The organism is Bradyrhizobium sp. CCBAU 45384, from assembly GCF_028128665.1.
Lineage (GTDB): Bacteria > Pseudomonadota > Alphaproteobacteria > Rhizobiales > Xanthobacteraceae > Bradyrhizobium > Bradyrhizobium manausense.
Genome location: NZ_LBIZ01000120.1, coordinates 185376 through 202285, shown reverse-complemented (window position 1 = coordinate 202285; position 16910 = coordinate 185376). Strand labels below are relative to the sequence as shown.

General features: G+C 65.8%; 14 protein-coding genes. 8 read left to right on the top strand and 6 right to left on the bottom strand.

The annotated features are described in order from the left end of the window. Positions 1-3: 3 nt before the first annotated feature. Together XH80_RS40690 and XH80_RS40685 are read right to left on the bottom strand one after the other, a co-directional pair. Positions 4-750: a hypothetical protein gene (locus XH80_RS40690; RefSeq protein ID WP_271603481.1), complete on the bottom strand. Its 747-nt coding sequence runs from the start codon at positions 748-750 to the stop codon at positions 4-6. Positions 751-781: 31 nt separating this feature from the next. Further along, positions 782-2389 carry an amidase family protein gene (locus tag XH80_RS40685; protein WP_271603480.1) on the bottom strand — a complete coding sequence of 536 codons (1608 nt, stop codon included), beginning with the start codon at positions 2387-2389 and terminating at the stop codon, positions 782-784. Positions 2390-2578: 189 nt separating this feature from the next. Here XH80_RS40685 and XH80_RS40680 point away from each other — a divergent pair, with 189 nt between their 5' ends. After that, positions 2579-3730, top strand: coding sequence for an acyl-CoA dehydrogenase family protein (locus XH80_RS40680; protein WP_271603479.1), 1152 nt, complete (start codon positions 2579-2581; stop codon positions 3728-3730). Positions 3731-4150: 420 nt separating this feature from the next. Here the strand turns inward: XH80_RS40680 and XH80_RS40675 are convergent, their stop codons facing one another. Next, a complete protein-coding gene (locus XH80_RS40675; protein ID WP_271603950.1) occupies positions 4151-6238 on the bottom strand; it encodes a putative bifunctional diguanylate cyclase/phosphodiesterase in 2088 nt (695 codons plus the stop codon). 529 nt (positions 6239-6767) lie between these two features. Between XH80_RS40675 and mepA the strand changes: the two genes are divergently transcribed. From mepA to modC, 5 genes are all read left to right on the top strand, one after another. Next, a complete protein-coding gene (gene mepA, locus XH80_RS40670; protein WP_271603478.1) occupies positions 6768-7727 on the top strand; it encodes a penicillin-insensitive murein endopeptidase in 960 nt (319 codons plus the stop codon). Positions 7728-8042: 315 nt separating this feature from the next. Beyond that, a complete protein-coding gene (locus XH80_RS40665) occupies positions 8043-8546 on the top strand; it encodes a hypothetical protein (RefSeq protein WP_271603477.1) in 504 nt (167 codons plus the stop codon). Between the two features lie 173 nt (positions 8547-8719). Further along, on the top strand, positions 8720-9499 hold the full coding sequence (gene modA / locus XH80_RS40660) for a molybdate ABC transporter substrate-binding protein (RefSeq protein ID WP_271603476.1): 780 nt from the start codon (positions 8720-8722) through the stop codon (positions 9497-9499). Positions 9500-9512: 13 nt separating this feature from the next. Beyond that, positions 9513-10208, top strand: coding sequence for a molybdate ABC transporter permease subunit (gene modB / locus XH80_RS40655; RefSeq protein ID WP_271603475.1), 696 nt, complete (start codon positions 9513-9515; stop codon positions 10206-10208). 2 nt (positions 10209-10210) lie between these two features. Next, on the top strand, positions 10211-10873 hold the full coding sequence (modC, locus tag XH80_RS40650; RefSeq protein WP_271603474.1) for a molybdenum ABC transporter ATP-binding protein: 663 nt from the start codon (positions 10211-10213) through the stop codon (positions 10871-10873). A gap of 110 nt (positions 10874-10983) precedes the next feature. Here the strand turns inward: modC and XH80_RS40645 are convergent, their stop codons facing one another. Then, positions 10984-12777: a potassium/proton antiporter gene (locus XH80_RS40645; RefSeq protein WP_271603473.1), complete on the bottom strand. Its 1794-nt coding sequence runs from the start codon at positions 12775-12777 to the stop codon at positions 10984-10986. A 198-nt stretch (positions 12778-12975) separates the two neighbouring features. Here XH80_RS40645 and XH80_RS40640 point away from each other — a divergent pair, with 198 nt between their 5' ends. Together XH80_RS40640 and map are read left to right on the top strand one after the other, a co-directional pair. Next, positions 12976-14292, top strand: a complete 1317-nt coding sequence (locus XH80_RS40640) for a mechanosensitive ion channel family protein (RefSeq protein WP_271603472.1) — start codon at positions 12976-12978, stop codon at positions 14290-14292. Positions 14293-14466: 174 nt separating this feature from the next. Next, positions 14467-15285, top strand: coding sequence for a type I methionyl aminopeptidase (gene map, locus XH80_RS40635; RefSeq protein WP_220001371.1), 819 nt, complete (start codon positions 14467-14469; stop codon positions 15283-15285). Positions 15286-15305: 20 nt separating this feature from the next. Here map and XH80_RS40630 read toward each other — a convergent pair whose 3' ends face one another. Together XH80_RS40630 and XH80_RS40625 are read right to left on the bottom strand one after the other, a co-directional pair. Further along, positions 15306-16223, bottom strand: coding sequence for a sigma-70 family RNA polymerase sigma factor (locus XH80_RS40630; RefSeq protein WP_271603471.1), 918 nt, complete (start codon positions 16221-16223; stop codon positions 15306-15308). 62 nt (positions 16224-16285) lie between these two features. Next, positions 16286-16726 carry an antibiotic biosynthesis monooxygenase family protein gene (locus XH80_RS40625; protein WP_271603470.1) on the bottom strand — a complete coding sequence of 147 codons (441 nt, stop codon included), beginning with the start codon at positions 16724-16726 and terminating at the stop codon, positions 16286-16288. Positions 16727-16910: the final 184 nt, after the last annotated feature.

Here is a 16910-nt window from a genome sequence, read left to right as displayed (position 1 = left end):
CGCCTAATTCACCACCTGCAGCGCAGCTGTGAATTTGCCGAGATCGGCGCGGGCGACTTCGTCCGGCGCCCATTTTGGCAGGTCGGCGAGCTCGGCGATCACGCGCGTGCGGTCCTCCGGCAACAGATAGCTCGCCCAAACCTCGCGCGTGTCGCGCAGCGAAGCCGCCACCAGGCGGGCGTTTTCGGGCTTGCTGGCGCCCTGGATCGCCGCGCAGACCGTGGACAGGATGTAGAGGGCGCTGTTCCTGCGGAGGCCCGCAAATCCCTCCTCGCGGATGCGGGTGCGATGCTCCGGCGGGAGCTCGTTCCAGAACATCTGGCTCGCAACCGCCTCGCGGGCGAGGCCGCGGATCATGAAGCTGACCGCCGTCGCGTATTGGTCACCATACTCGATCATATTGCGCCCGGCCGCCACGAGATCAGGCTGTGGCCCCGGCTTGGCGCCGTAGAAGATGAAGAGCTTGTGGCTCTGGTTGGCGGCGTCGATCCAGTCCGGCAGCCAGTTCATGTCGCTCGCCTCCGGGGGCGGCAGCAGGGCGAATGCGTCGACGTCGTAGATGTGGCCAAGCATGGCGGCGACGTCAGGCCGGGTCAGGTCAGGCCGCTGGCCCTTTTTCGCGACCCCGTCGATATAGGCCTTGAAGGCCTTGGCGGCATCGCGCGCGGCGTTCAGCTCGTGGATGCCATCCTGCGCAAAGGCGGGCGAGGCGAAGGCGAGCAGGACCAGGAGGATTCTGACGATCGGCATCACAATTGGTCGCAGGCCGCACGGCCGAGGTTCAGAGCGCCGGCAGGCCGGGCGGGGCTTTGCGCAGCTGCGAGGCGTGCTCATAGGCGTAGGCGAGCCGCAACAGCTTGTGCTCGCTCCAGGCACGGCCTGCGAAGGTGACACCGACCGGGCAATCCATGTCCGTACCGTCGGCGCCAGGGTCGAGGCCTGCGGGCACCATGACGCTGGGATAGCCGGCGTTGGCAGCAATCGCTGCGCCCATCGCGGCGGGGAACAGGACGGCATCAAGCTTGTGCTGGTTCATGTAGGCATCCATGCCATGCGTCCTGGCCGCGAGCAGATCCATGGCGCGCGCGGATTTGTACTCGCGCTCGCTCAGATCGCCTTTGGTGAGGTCGGCGGCGAGAAACAGGTCCTGGCCGAAGCGCAAGGCTTCTTTCGCGTTCGCCGCGTTGAAAGCGATGATGTCGGCCATCGTCTTGATTTCGGTATTGGTCGCCCAATCCTTCAGATAGAGATTCAGACCGTATTTCAGCTCGTAGAGAAACACGATCGGCGCGCCGGTCGGATTGCCCTTGTTCTTGCTCAGCGGATTGCGGTTGAGCACGGCCATCTTGGTGCCGGGGCCGGCCAGCCAGCCACGCGTCGGCATGTTGGCGCGCACGATGACGGCCCCGAGATCTTGCAACATCCCGATGACCTCGGCCATCAGCTTGGCGCCGTTGGGCGGCAGCTTGCCGTAATAGCAATCGTTCAGCGGATCGGAGGGATCGCTCGGCACGCCGATGCGCGCCTCTTTCAGCGCATCGCGGGCGAGATCGGCGGTGTAGTCAGCCGGCCTGCGCAGCCGCTCCGTGATGGGATCGCGCGGGTCGCTGACGGCCAGCACGTTCAACAATATCGCCGCGTCGCGTACGGTGCGTGTCATAGGCCCCGCCGTGTCCTGGCTGTGCGCGATCGGCACGATGCCCGCGCGGCTGATCAGCCCGACCGTCGGCTTCACGGTGACGATGCCGTTGCGGCTGGCCGGATGCAGCAGCGAGCCCGAGGTTTCGGTGCCGATCGAAGCCGCGCACAAACCGGCCGCCACGGCGACAGCCGACCCCGAGCTCGATCCACCCGGAGTGACGACCGGGATGTCGTGATCGCCCATCAGCGCCGGCGCGAAAGGATTCCTCACCTGACCGCCGAGCGAGGAATAGCCCGAGGGCATCTCGACCGCGAGAATGTTGGCGAACTCGGTCAAATTCGCCTTGCCGAGGATCACCGCGCCGGCCTTGCGCAGCAGCTTGATGACCGTGGCGTCGCGCCGCGCGCGCGCACCCTCCAGCGCCAGCGATCCCGCCGTGGTCGGCTGCCGGTCCGAGGTCGCGATGTTGTCCTTGACCAGGATCGGCACGCCGGCCAGCGGCCGTTTCGCCGACGGTCTGGTGCCGTCGAGCTCGCCTGCGATCGCGAGCGCGTCCGGATTGAGCGCGCGGACGGAATTCAGCGCCGGCCCGCCGCGGTCATAAGCTGCGATGCGGGCGAGATAGGCTTTCATGAGCGCGGTCGCGGTGGTGCGCCCGCCGGCGAGGGCCTCGATGATATCGCTCATCGGCGCATCCTCGAGCCTCAGCTCGGGCGGCGTGGCGGCGCCGCGGGTTGGCTTCTTCATGACGTGCCCCTCGTATATGCTACAAAACGTAGCATTCAACCCGATGGCTCGACAAGGTGATCAGGAGCGCAGCAAGGCGTTTCATCTCTGTGCGCGTGGCTGACGACACGGGCCACCTTGATCCCTCCCGCCGAATAGACCACCATCGCGTTTCACCGCTCACGGTAGAAGGGGCGAGGAAGCGCAGACATGGACGGAACTGTCGGATTCGATCTCGTCGCGCGGGCGCGGGCCATCGCGCCGCTGATTGCTGACGAAGCAGACGAGATCGAGCGGACACGGCGGCTGACGTCTGGCGTCGTCCAGGCGCTGATCGGGAACGGGCTCTATCGCGCGCTGCTGCCGCGGAGCCTCGGCGGATCGGAAGCACCGCCAGAGATCTTCATGCAGATGCTGGAGGAGGTCGCCAAGGCCGACGCCTCCACGGCCTGGTGCCTCGGCCAAAACAGCGTCTGCGCGATGATCGCCGCCGCCCTCGACCACGATAGCGCGCACGAGATCTTCAACACCGCATCAGGCATCCTCGCCTGGGGCGCGGTGGCGCATGAGGCGCACGCGGTGGAAGGCGGCTACCGCGTCACAGGGCGGTGGGATTTTGCCTCGGGCTCGCGGCAGGCGAGCTGGCTCGGCGCGCATGTCCGCATCGTCAATGCCGATGGCACGCCCCGGAAAAATGCCGATGGGTCGCCGGAGTTGCGCACCATCCTGTTTCCGCTTGCCAGCGCGGTGCTGCACGACGTCTGGCAGGCGATCGGCCTTGCCGGCACCGGCACCGATTCCTATGAGGTGAAAGACCTCTTCGTCCCCGATCGCTTCGCCGTATTCCGCGACGTGCCGGAAGCCTTGCGCGAGCCGGGCCCGCTCTACCGGCTGCCGACCGGCTCGACCTTCAGCCTCGGCTTTGCAGCGGTCTCGCTCGGCGTCGCGCGCGCGACGCTGGATGCGGCGATCGCGCTGGCGCGCGGCAAGCACCAGTCACTGGCCGCACACGCGATGCGCGACAATCAGGCGGTCCAGGGCCTGGTCGGCCGCACCGAAGGTGACCTGCGCGCCGCACGCGCCTATCTCTACGCGACAGCACATGCGATGTGGCACGACCTCTCGGCATCAGGCGTCTTCAGCGCGGCGCACCGGAGCGCCGTCCGCCTCGCCGCGACCTGGACCATTCAGCAATCGGCAAAAGTGGTCGACACCGCCTATCGCATGGCCGGCGCCACGGCCGTATTCCGCGGCAACCCGTTCGAGCGGCGGTTTCGCGACATGCACGCCATCACCCAGCAGATCCAGGCGCGCGATACGCATTATGAGGATGTGGGAAAGGTGATTCTCGCCGGCGGCTGAGAGGCCGCCACATCGTCCGCCACGACCCGCAGCAGCACATCCTTCGAACGGCGATGCCAGCAGAAAGTTGCGTCCCTCGACGAGGCGTAGCCCGGCCGGGTGCGAATGTGCCGGGGGCGGCTACTATGGCGGCGGCTACGGCTATGTCGACGATTCCTGCCTGCCCTCCGGCCCCTACTCCGGGTATTAGACGCGAAGCTCGCGAACGTGAGATGCAGACGCCAACCCGCGCTGACGCTGCGCTCCCTCCCCCGCTTGCGGGGGAGGGTTGGGGAGAGGGTGTCTCCCTCGCGAGAACCCCCAAAGAGGAGAAAGCCCTCACCCGCGCCTTCGGCGCGACCTCTCCCGCAAGCGGGAGAGGTTAGCCGAGAGAGCGGCGCGTCCCTTACATTGGAGAATCATGATGAATCGCGCTTTGGATCACGCCACCAGCGCGTCGTCGTCATCCGCGCCATCAATGCCGCGCTGCGCCGCGAGCAGGCTGATGATCTCGACGTTCGGCCGGGCCTTGCTGAACAGAAAACCCTGCCCCTCGTCGCAACCTTCGGCGCGGAGGCAGCTCAGCTCGGCTTCGGTCTCGACGCCTTCGGCGGTGATGGTGACACCAAGGCCTTTGCCGAGGCTGACGATGGAGCGGATGATCGCCTGCGCCTCGCGGTTGGCACCGAGATCGCGCACGAAGGACTGGTCGATCTTGATCTTGTCGAACGGGAAGCTGCGCAGATAGCTGAGGCTGGAATAGCCGGTACCGAAATCGTCCATCGAGATGCGCACGCCGAGCGCACGCAGCGCATGCAGCGTCGCCAGCACCTGCGCGCTCTTCTCCAGCAGCAGCGTCTCGGTGATCTCGAGCTCGAGCCGGCGCGGCGGCAGGCCGGAATGCTTCAGCGCGTCCGTCACCACCGACAGCAGATTGCCGCTGCGAAACTGCAACGGCGACAAATTGACGGCGACGCGGACGTCGTCCGGCCAGGTCGCGGCATCGAGGCAGGCGCGGCGCAGCATCAGGCCACCGAGCGGATTGATCAGCCCGGTCTCTTCAGCGACCGGAATGAACTCGGCCGGCGAGACCATGCCGCGCTCGGCATGCGGCCAGCGCACCAAAGCCTCGAAGCCGGTGATTCGGCCGCTCGATAGGTCGATCAGCGGCTGATAATAGGGGCGCAGCACGTCGTTCTGGATGGCATCGCGCAGCTCGACCTCGATCTTGCGGCGACTCTGCGCCCTGGCATCGAGCGCGGCCTCGAAGAAGGCGAAGCTGCCGCGCGCATCCTGCTTGGCGCGCGACAGCGCCATGCCGGCGCTCTTGAGCAGCTTTTCGGACTCCTCGCCGTCGCCGGGCGCCATCGCGATGCCGATGGAGGCGCCGATCACCACGGAATGGCCGTCGAGCAGATAGGGATCGGCGATGGCCTCGAGCAGCCGCTTGGCGAGGCCCACCGCGTCCTCGGGCCGCGCCAGGCCGCTCTGCGCGATCGCGAACTCGTCGGAATTGAGCCGTGCCAGCGCGTCTTCCTCGCGCAAGGTCGAGCGCAGCCGCTTGGCGACGCCGCGCAACAGCTTGTCGGCTATCGCGTGCCCCAGCGTGTCGTTGACCGCCTTGAAATTGTCGAGCCCGAGCATCAGCACCGCGACCTTCTCGGAGCTGCGGCGGGTGTGCAGCAGCATCTCGTCCATGGTCTGGCGCAGCAAATTGCGGTTCGGCAGGCCGGTCAGGGCGTCATGCTGGGCCATGAAGGCAAGCCGCGCCTCGGCGCGCTTGCGCTCGGTGATGTCCATCAGCGCCAGCAGCACCGCGGGCCGGTCGGCATAGGTCAATTCGCGGGAATAGATCGCAAGGTCGATCAGCGCACCGTCGGCCTTGACGTGCTTCCAGATGCGCGCGGCCTGCTCGTCGCTGGACCGGTCGGCGGTCCAGGGCGGCTCGCTGTCGAAGGCCTGCAGCGAGCGGATCTTCAGCCGCTCGAACTCGGCGCGGCTGTAGCCGTAATGCGCGATCGCGGCGTCATTGACGCCGAGGATGCGCTCGTCGTCCAACGCGCAGACGATCATGGGGACGGGATTGCCGTCGAACAGCAGGCGGAACGAGGCCTCGCGCTGCTTCAATTCGGTGATGTCGACGCGCAGGCCGACCACGCCGCCGTCATCGGTGCGGCGTTCCTCGATCAGAATGACGCGGCCGTCGGACAACGTCTGCTCATGACGCTTGCCGGGCTCGTAGAGCTTCTTCAACCGTGCGGCGATCCACTCCTCCTCGTGGCCGGCCGCTTCGGGATAGTCGCCGCGGGCGACGCCGACGCGCAGCGTGTCCTCCAGACGCGCGCCTTCCTGGAACAGATCGGCGGTCTTGCTGTAGATCTCGGCGTACTGCTTGTTCCAGAGAACGTAGCGGCCTTCGGGATCGAGGATGACGATGCCTTGCGGCAGGAGATCGACGGCCTGGCGCAGCCGGTCGTGCGACCTGCGGGCTTCCGCGATGGCGGCTTCAGCTTCCGCGCGGCTCTGCATGAGCAGATCGCGTTCGATCAGCGGACGATTCGCGCGCGCAAAGCGCGGCTGGCGCGGCTGTCCCGCGACCACGCCCTGCTTTCGCTTTTTTGTTTTTTTGGACCCCAAACTCAACTTCACACGCCTTAACCGCGCCCAGCGGCCGCAACTCTTGCTCCAAGTATCTGAAAGAAAAGTAATCCTGGCCAGCGGCGGCACCGACAAGCGGGCCGAGCGTCGGACCATTTTGCCCGTTCGCGAGGCGCGAGAAGCCTCGCCAGGCGCGTCGAACCTGCTTCCGCGTCGCGATCGGCGAGAGAGAAGGCGCAAAAACGCGCAGTCTCCATGAATCAATTCCGGAACAGACGCCGCTTGCATGCAGGCGGCACGCGCATCTCGCTCCACGCACGAATTTTGGTCAATGCAGGATAGAGTTATCGCACCGTTAAGGAACGGCCGGCATGGGGATGATCGGCGGAAAATTAAATGTCGTGCTGGGCGCATCGCCGCGCGCGGCATCGGCTCCGCGATGGGCTATAAGAGTGTCAAGATGAGTCGCCGCCGCATCATTCCTCTCCTGCTTGCGATGACGCTCGTCGTCATAAAAGTCCTGGCCGCTGGCGGCGCGCTGGCCCAGGACAAGGGCAGCGTGAACCCGAAGCCGCTGCCGCCGCTCGCCAATCCCAATGATCCCAAGATCGGCGCCAAGGAGCTGTTCGCGCGAAAACTGCTGCCCTCGAAAGGGCCGGCGCACGTGATCGGCTCCTATGTCAAGGGCTGCATCGGCGGCGCCGAGCAGATGCCGCTCAACGGCGACACCTGGCAGGTGATGCGGCTGTCGCGCAATCGCAACTACGGCCACCCCGACATGATCGCGCTGATCAAGCGCCTGGCGGCCAAGGCGCACAAGGACGCGGGCTGGCCGGGCATCCTGGTCGGCGATATCGGCCAGCCGCGCGGCGGGCCGGCGCTGTCAGGCCATGCCAGCCATCAGATCGGGCTGGACGCCGACATCTGGCTGACGCCGATGCCGGACCACCGGCTCTCGCGCGAGGAGCGCGAGGAGATGTCGGCGGTGATGATGGTGCGCGAGGATCGCCTCGACATCGATCCCAAAGTCTTCACATCGGGCCATGTGCTGGTGCTGCGCGATGCGGCGCAGGAGCCGGCGGTGCAGCGCATCTTCGTCAATCCTGCGATCAAGAAGGCGCTGTGTCGTGAGGCCAAGGGTGACCGCTCCTGGCTGTCGAAGATCCGGCCGTGGTGGGGCCACGACTATCACTTCCACATCCGCATGCGCTGCCCGGCCGGCGCCAGCGACTGCAAGGGCCAGCCGTCGCAATCCGAGGACGAAGGCTGCAAGCCCTCCGATCTCGCCTATTGGTTCAGCGAGGGCGTGCTGCATCCCAAGCCGCCGCCTGAGCCGCCGAAACCAAAGCCGCCGATGACCTTGGCGCAGATGCCGGCGGCCTGCAAAGCCGTGCTGCGGGCGCCGGACGCGAAGCCGTAGGGCATGTGGGCACGCTGGTGCCTCACACACCGCCGTCGTCCCGGCGCAGGCCGGGACCCATACTCCCAGGACGTCGTGAGGCGCGAAGTGGTCACTCCGACTCTTCGCCAAATGCGATCCTGCGGTTATGGATCCCGGGCTCGCGCTACGCGCGCCCCGGGATGACGATGAGTTGGTTGGTACGCACTCCCCAAAGGCACTAATATCCGCCTTGCCCCACGGCCGTAAGCCTGCGGCATTTCGGGATGCGCATCCCGCCTCCGACAAAACCTGACCGCACGCCGCGCCACCGCGTGGCCAACGATGAGAATTGACATGCGCGCCCTCAGCTTCCTTGCCGTGCTCTCGATCAGCGCGACCTCTGCCTTTGCCGCGGAGGAGCCCAGCGGCTGCGACAAGTTCAAATGGTCGATCGAGCGCGACCGTGCCGCGCTGACTGCACCTGACCGTGCCAAGCTGGCGTCGGGAGCCGAGCAGGCTGCGGTGCCCTCCTCGGCGATCACGCTGGGGCTGGTCGCACCTAACGAAGCAAAGCTGCCGTCGCCGCCCGAGCGCGCGCCGAAGGACGGCACCTTTGCCGGCTTCATCAGCATCCAGGCGGCCAAGGCCGGTCTCTACACGATCAGTCTGTCCTCCGGCGCCTGGGTCGATCTGGTCCAGGAGGGGCATGTCCTGAAACCCGTGGCCTTCAGCGGCGCGACCGATTGTGACGGCATCCGCAAGGCCATGAAATACGAGCTGTCGGACAAGCCCTTCGTGCTCCAGATCAGCGGCGCCAAGGACAATTCCCTGTCCATTTCCATCCTGCCAGCGCAATAAGCGGGTCCTTTGACCTCCGGCCTTAGCCTGCTATCCTCGCAGCTGCGATATCCCCGCCGGCCGTAAGCCGTCGCGGGGGACGTGGAACAGCGCTTCCGCCCGTCGCGATCCAACCACCCACCGCCAGATTTGCGCGTGCGTTTGCGCGCGCGGGCTCGCACGGAGCGCCATCGATGTATCGTATCGCCGGACTTTTCATTGCCTTCGTCATGCTCGCGGGCCTCGCACCTGCCAGCGCCGAGGACAAGACCATCACGGTTTTCGCCGCCGCCTCGATGAAGAACGCGCTGGACGAGGTCGATGCCGCCTACACCGCCAAGACCGGCATCAAATTCAGCGTCAGCTATGCTGCGAGCTCGGTGCTGGCAAAACAGATCGAGCAGGGCGCGCCGGCCGACGTGTTCATCTCGGCTGATACCGACTGGATGGACTATGCCGTCGCCAAGAAGACCATCAACGTGCCTTCCAGAGTCAACCTGCTCGGCAACAGCATCGTGCTGATCGCACCAAAGGATGCCAGGATCGACAACGTCACGATCGCGCAAGGTTTTGATCTCGCAAAACTCGCCGGCGACGGCAGGATCGCGACCGGCGACGTCAAGTCCGTGCCAGCAGGCAAATACGCCAAGGCCGCACTGGAGAAGCTGGGCGCCTGGCAGGCTGCCGAACCGAAATTCGCGATGGCCGAGAGCGTGCGCGCCGCGCTGACGCTGGTGGCCCGCGGCGAGGCCAATCTCGGCATCGTCTATTCCACCGACGCCAAGGTCGAGCCCGGCGTGAAGATCGTCGGCACCTTCCCGGCGGATTCGCATCCCGCGATCATCTATCCGGTCGCGGCAACCACCACCGCCAAGCCCGAGACCAACGACTATCTCGCCTTCCTGCGGACCAAAGCGGCCAAGACGATTCTGGAAAAATACGGCTTTAAGTTCCTGATCAGCCCGACGACCTGATTTTTAGCACTTGATGCTCGACATCTCCCCCGCTGAATGGACGGCGATCCTGCTCTCGCTCAGGGTCGCCATCATCGCGACGCTGGTGGCAACGCCATTCGGCATTGCACTGGCGTGGCTGCTCGCCCGCCGCGATTTCTGGGGCAAGTCCGTGCTCGATGCGGTCGTGCACCTGCCTCTGGTGCTGCCGCCCGTCGTCACCGGCTATTTGCTGCTGCTCACCTTCGGCCGCCGCGGCCTCGTCGGCAGCTTCCTCGCCGATCATCTCGGCATTGTCTTTGCGTTCCGCTGGACCGGAGCTGCGCTCGCCTGCGGCGTGATGTCGTTCCCGCTGCTGGTGCGGCCGATGCGGCTGTCGATCGAGGCGATCGACCGCAAGCTCGAGCAGGCCGCCGAGACGCTGGGCGCCGCGCCGTTCAAGGTGTTCTTCACGGTGACGCTGCCCTTGGCGCTGCCCGGCGTGCTCGCCGGCATGGTGCTGGGCTTTGCCAAGGCGATCGGCGAGTTCGGCGCCACCATCACCTTCGTCTCCAACATTCCCGGCGAAACCCAGACGATCTCGTCGGCGATCTATTCGCTGATCCAGACGCCCGATGGCGACGCGGCTGCAGGCCGACTGGTGATCGTCTCGATCGTGCTCGCGCTCGGCGCGCTCATCTGCGCCGAATGGTTCGCACGCCGCGCCACCGCGCGCCTGCACGGAAATTGACCATGCTGCGCGTCGATGTCGGAAAACAGCTGGGCGAATTTTCGCTGCACGCGACCTTCGCCAGCGAGGGCCGCGTCACCGGCCTGTTCGGCGCGTCCGGCGCCGGCAAGACCTCGCTGATCAACATGATCGCGGGCCTGCTGCGGCCCGACCGCGGCACCATCGTCATCGACGGCGAGACGGTCGACGACACCGCATCAGGCATTCATGTGCCGACCTGGCGCCGTCGCATCGGCTACGTCTTTCAGGATGCACGGCTGTTTCCGCATCTCAACGTCGCGCAAAATCTCGACTATGGAAGGCGGATGAACCGTCTTGCGGCCGATCCGGCACAGCGCACGCGCGTCGTCGAGCTGCTCGACCTCGGCGCGCTGCTTGATCGGCGTCCCGGAAAGCTGTCGGGCGGCGAGCGCCAGCGCGTCGCGCTCGGCCGCGCGCTGTTGTCCAAGCCGCGTTTGCTGCTGCTCGACGAGCCGCTCGGCGCGCTCGACGAGGCCCGCAAGCTCGAGATCCTGCCCTATCTGGTGCGGCTGCGGGACGAAGCCAATGTCCCCATGGTCTATGTCAGCCATGACGTCGCCGAGCTGCGCCAGCTCGCGACGCAGATCGTGATGCTGAGACAGGGCCGCGTGACCTCGTTCGGCGGCGTGAAGGTGCTGACATGATCCTGTAGCCACTTTCGTAGGGTGGGCAAAGGCGCCCTTGCGCCGTGCCCACCACCTCTCTCGATCACGCAAAATGCGTGGGCACGCTTCGCTTTGCCCACCCTACAGGGTCACACCCCCGCCACCGAGCTCCAAATCTCCGCGAGCCTCTTCCGCAGCGCTTGCCGCCGCGTCAGCGGTACCGGCGTCTCGTCGTCTTCCGGCAGGCGCAGGCCGACGACATTGACGCGGCCACCGGAGATGCTGCGTGCGACGAGCACGATGGTATCAAGCGCGAGCTCGGCGCCCTCCTTCGGCGCGCGGTCGAGATGGACGTCGAAATAATCGGCAAGCGTGAGCTTGCCCTCGTCCTCGGTCACCTTCACGCCGTAGATCTCGGCGAGCTCGGCGAGCGTGTGCTCGCCCGACACCATGAAGTCGCCGAGCAGATGCGGATCGGGCGCCGTGCTCGGCTGCATGTCGACGAAGAAGCGGTCGAGCGCCTCGGCCTTCTCCGGCGGCGCCAGCAGGTAGATGTAGTCGCCGGGCGCGACCGGATCGGCCTCCACGGGTGTCAGGATGTGCTCGTTGCGGATCACCAGCGTCGGCTTCGACCAGGACGGGATCAGGCCGCGGCGGAAATACAGGCTCTTCGGCCGCACCGGATAGCCGACGAGCTGCTGCTCGAGCTGGCCGGGCAGATCCAGCTCGATGCGGCGCGGCCCGCGCTCGGTGCGCGGCAGCGCCACGTGCAGCTTTCGCGCGGCCGGTGCCAAGGTCCAGCCTTGCAGCAGCAGCGAAATGATCACCACGACGAAGGCGACGTCGAAATAGAGATAGGCTTTTGACAGGCCGACCAGCATCGGGATCGACGCCAGGAAGATCGCGACCGCGCCGCGCAGGCCGGTCCAGGCGATGAAGATCTTTTCGCGCCAGTTGAAGCGGAATGGCGCCAGGCACACGAACACCGCGATCGGCCGCGCCACCAGCATCAGCACCAGCGCGACGGCGATCGCCGGCAGCACGCTGGAGCCCAGTCGGCTCGGCGAGACCAGCAGGCCCAGCAGCACGAACATCACGATCTGCGCCAGCCAGGTCGCGGCATCCAGAAACGCCACCACCGAATTATGCGCGCGCGTTGGCCGGTTGCCGATGATGATGCCGGCGAGATAGACGGCAAGGAAGCCCGAGGCGTGCATGATCTGCGAGCCGCCGAAGATCACGAGCGCGGCCGTGGTCACGAACGGGGCGTGCAGGCCCTGCGGCAGCGCGACCTTGTTGAGCCCGATGACGACGAGGCGCCCGCCGATCACGCCGACGACGGCGCCGAGCAACGCCTCCTGGACGAACTCCATCACCACATGGCCCGGCGTGCTCGAGCCCAGCGAGATGTATTCGACCAGCATGAGGGTCAGGAAGATCGCGAAGGGATCGTTGGTGCCGGATTCCGCTTCCAGCGTCGCACCGACGCGCGGGCGCAGCCGCAGGCCCTGGGTGTGCACCAGGAGGAACACCGCGGCCGCGTCGGTGGAGGCCACCACCGCCCCGACCAGCAGCGACTCCGTCCAGTTGAGGTCGAGCGCGAATTTCGCAAACGGCGCCGTGATCAGCGCAGTCAGCAGCACGCCGACGGTGGCGAGCACCACGGAGGGCGCGAGCACGGTGCGGATGCTGGCAAAGCGCGTCTTCAGGCCGCCGTCGAACAGGATCAGCGCCAGCGCCACCGAGCCGACCAGATAGGTGGTGCCGACATCGTTGTACTGGAGCTGGCCGGGGCCTGCATCGCCTGCCAGCATGCCGATCACGAGAAAGACCAGCAGCAGCGGCGCGCCGAAGCGCAGCGCGAGCAGGCTCGACAGGATGCCGGCCATGACGAGGACGGCACCGAGCAGAATGGCGATGCTGAAAGAGTCGAGGGAAGCCATCCACCTTCCGGGTACAAATCGCTGGAATTGCATCCTTATCGTCGCCACACTCCTGCGCCAACCCATTTTCGCCCGCTCGCGGCAATCTGCCCTTATTTTGCGGCCTTAACGCGCTTCACATGCCGGTGTATCGATGGTCCGGCCGCTGCGGCGCCTTCGAATCAAATCCTTCCGCCTGCTTCCCGACGAGACCGCCTGATGGACATGGACCTCAAAGACCTCATGGAGTTCGTGCAGACGACTGCGCGCAGCGTCGGAGCGGAGATCTCTTCGCCCTGGTTCTACCTGCAGTTCGGTCTGATCCTGACGGCGGCCGGCATCGCCTATGCGGCGGATACCGGCGTTCACAACCGCGTCGACATGAGCTCGGTGGCGATGCGCTGGCCGCTGCCGCTCCGGCACTTCGCCCGTGTCATGGTCGCGAGCGCCTCGACGGCGGTGTTCACCCTGCTGGTGATCATCTTCCGCGTGGTGATGTATCACGCGACCTGGCCGAGCCGCAGCTATCTCCTGATGGTCGCCGCCAAGCTCGGGCTCGCCTGGCTGGTGATCCGGTTGCTGACCTCGGTGCTGCGCAATGCATTCTTCGTAAAGCTCGTGTCGGTTGCGGCCTGGTTCGTCGCGGCGCTGTCCATCCTCGGCCAGCTCGAGGCCACGGTCGACCTGCTCGATTCCTACGCCATCGTGCTCGGCGGTCTCAGGCTGACACCGCTGCTGCTGCTCAAGGCCGGCGCACTGCTGATCCTCGCGCTCTGGCTCACCAACATCGCCAGCAATTTCGCCGAGAGCAAGATCAACTCGACGACCGATCTGACGCCCTCGGTCCAGGTGCTGCTGATCAAGATCATCCGCATCGGGCTGCTTGCGGTCGCGATCGTGATCGCGCTCGGCACCGTCGGCATCGACCTCTCGGCGCTTGCGGTGTTCTCCGGCGCGGTCGGCGTCGGTATAGGTATCGGCCTGCAGAAGATCGTCGCCAACTTCATCTCCGGCATCATCCTGCTCGCCGACAAATCCGTGAAGCCGGGCGACCTCGTCACCATCGGCGACAATACCGGGCGCATCAGCGCGATGAAGACGCGCTATATTTCCGTGGCCGCCGGGGACGGCCGCGAATTCCTGGTGCCGAACGAGGATCTGGTGACGCAGAAGGTCGTCAACTGGACCTACACCGACAAGAACACGCTGGTGAAGATCACCTTCGGCACCAATTACGACGCCGATCCGAAGCTGGTCTGCAAGCTGGCGATCGAGACCGCCTCGGCCCATCCGCGCGCACAAAAGGGCAAGCCGCCGAACTGCCTGCTGACCGAGTTCGCGGAGGCTGGCATGAAGTTCTCGCTGACGCTCTGGCTCGCGGATCCCGACGGCATGGATGCCGTCAAGAGCGACGTGATGCTGGCGCTGTGGGACGCCTTCAAGCGCGAGGGCATCCGGGTTCCCTACCCCGTCCGGGAAATCCGCGTCCGCGGCGGGGCGCTGCCGGTGGAAACCACCGTAGAAGTCCCGAATTGAGACCGCTTTCGGCCGCATGGCCGGCGGAATTCTCGTTTTGGCGCGTTTTCTTCACGCGAACCGGTCCCCACTTCGCTCGAAAACGCTCTGGCCAAGCTTGCACGAAATCCCGCAATCATTAAATTAGGGCCTCAAATCAAGCCCTTCCGCCGTATTCCAGAAGATAGCGACCGCATGAGCTACGTCGAAGCCACCGATACCTCGCTGCGCAAGACCGGACAGATCAAGCTGCATGGGCCGAACGCCTTTGCCGGCATGCGCAAGGCGGGGGCTCTGGTCGCAAAGTGCCTCGACGAACTCACCGACATCGTCGGCCCGGGCGTGCCGACGGATCGCATCGACGAATTCGTCCGCGAATTCGCCTTCAGCCATGGCGCCTATCCGGCGACGCTGATGTATCGCGGCTATCGCTACTCGACCTGCACCTCGCTCAACCACGTGGTCTGCCACGGCATGCCCGGCGACCGTCCGCTGAAGGAAGGCGACATCGTCAATATCGACGTCACCTTCATCGTCGACGGCTGGTATGGCGATTCCAGCCGGATGTACGCGGTCGGCCCAATCGCGCGCAAGGCCGAGCGGCTGATCGAGGTGACATATGAGGCGATGATGCGCGGCATCGCCGCGGTGAAGCCCGGCGCCACCACCGGCGACATCGGCCACGCCATCCAGAGTTTTGTCGAGCCGCAGGGCATGAGCGTGGTGCGCGATTTCTGCGGCCACGGTTTGGGGCGCATGTTCCACGACGAGCCGAACATCATCCATATCGGCCGTCCGGGCGAGGGCGTGCAGCTCAAGCCCGGCATGTTCTTCACCATCGAGCCGATGATCAATCTCGGCAAGCCGCATGTGAAGATCCTGTCCGACGGCTGGACCGCTGTGACCCGCGATCGCTCGCTGTCGGCGCAGTTCGAGCACTCGGTCGGCGTCACCGCCACCGGCGTCGAGATTTTCACGCTGTCGGAACGGCACGGCGAGAAGCAGATCGGCTGATCTGCTTCCACCTCAACTCATCAGTCCAGCGTGATCAGCTCGGCGCCCTCGATCGCGTAAGTCGCGAACAGAAAATCCCTGATGTTGACGATGTTGCCGTTCTCCCAGTCGAGCAGAACGAAGTAGCGCGGCGGACCTGACGGATCCTGCGGGTCGAACATGATGATCGCGGGGCGCCGGTCGACGAAGCCCGGGACGCAATGCCACGGGCTGGTCTCGGCATAGCGGTGGAAATACTCGCCGACATCGCGGCGGCCGGCCCGGCGCGTCCGGTTGACCATCTCAAGCCGCACGTCGTCGGCCAGCATGTCGCGCAGAGAACCGAAATCGCGCGCGTTGAAGCGCTCGACATAATGCATCAGGCGGGCGCGATCGGCGGCCGCCAGTTCAGGAGGCCTGACGTCGTCAGGCTCCGCCGCCAGTTCGCGCAGGCGAACGCGGCCGCGTTGCAGCGCGCCCTTGGCCGCCGCCACGCTGGCGCACATGATGTTGCAGACCTCATCGACGGAATAGCCGAGCACGTCGCGCAGGATCACCGCGCTGCGCTGCGTCACCGGCAGGCGCATGAAGGTCCCGAGGCTCGCGGTGACGCCCTCGCGTTCGGTCACGGGGCTGGTCAAAGCGGGGATCATGTCCAGATCGTCATCGGCGTGAGCAGCGTTGTAGCGGGCGCGCCGGCGCAGGAAATCCAGCGCCGCGTTATGGGCGATGCGGAACAGCCAGCCCTCCGGATTGTCCAGCGGCTCGGTCCGCGGCGCGGCTTCGAAGGCTTTGAGCAACGCGTCCTGAAGCACGTCCTCGCCGTCGATGACCGAGCCCGTCATGCGCGCGCAGTAGCGATGCAGCTGCGGCCGCATCTCCACGGCAAGGCGTTCGAGGGCCTGAAGGGCGGTCTGCCGGACCGCCCCCGTGCCATTGCCGGTCACATCGTCTGCCAAGCCGGACCTCCCGTCATCCGAATCCGTGATACGTCAATCGAGATCGCAGCGCCACACACGGGTCAGGCATGGTTGACCTCGACGACTTCGCACAGGATGGTCTCGGCCTTGGCGATCGCGGCGAGGCGCTGGATGTAAGGCGCGAATTCCGGGTCCTTGCGGAAATTCTCGATGTCCCCCGCACTCCGCCATTGCGAGTAGTTGACGGCGCGGCCGCCCTCCTTGCCGGCGTGGACGCTGGACGAGATGAAGCCGGGCTGCTTGCTGAAGAAGTTCTCGGTGCCCTGTTTCAGGAGCTCGACCAGCTTCTGCTGGTTACCAGGCTCGACCGTGAAGACGTTGACGAGGGTGGTGATGTCGCTGCCGGTGCGGATGGTGGCTTCCATGGTCGAACTCCTGGTCTGGCTGTAGGACGGGACGATCGGGGCGGCGAGCAGGGCGCCGGCCCCGAGGCCGGTGGCAACGATGGCGCGTCGCGACGGCGCCGGTTTGATCTCTGGCATCGATGTTCTCCTTCGAAGACTGTGCTGGCCGCTCGGCGAGGCCCATACCGCTGAGACGAACGGGAGGTGAAAAGGAAACGGTCGGCCGCGAATTTTTTTTGCTCAATCCGCCCTCCGGCGCGGTGTTGGTGAACACGACGACGGTCAGCCTTCGCGACAGGGTCGACGAAAAAGCTCTGGCCTT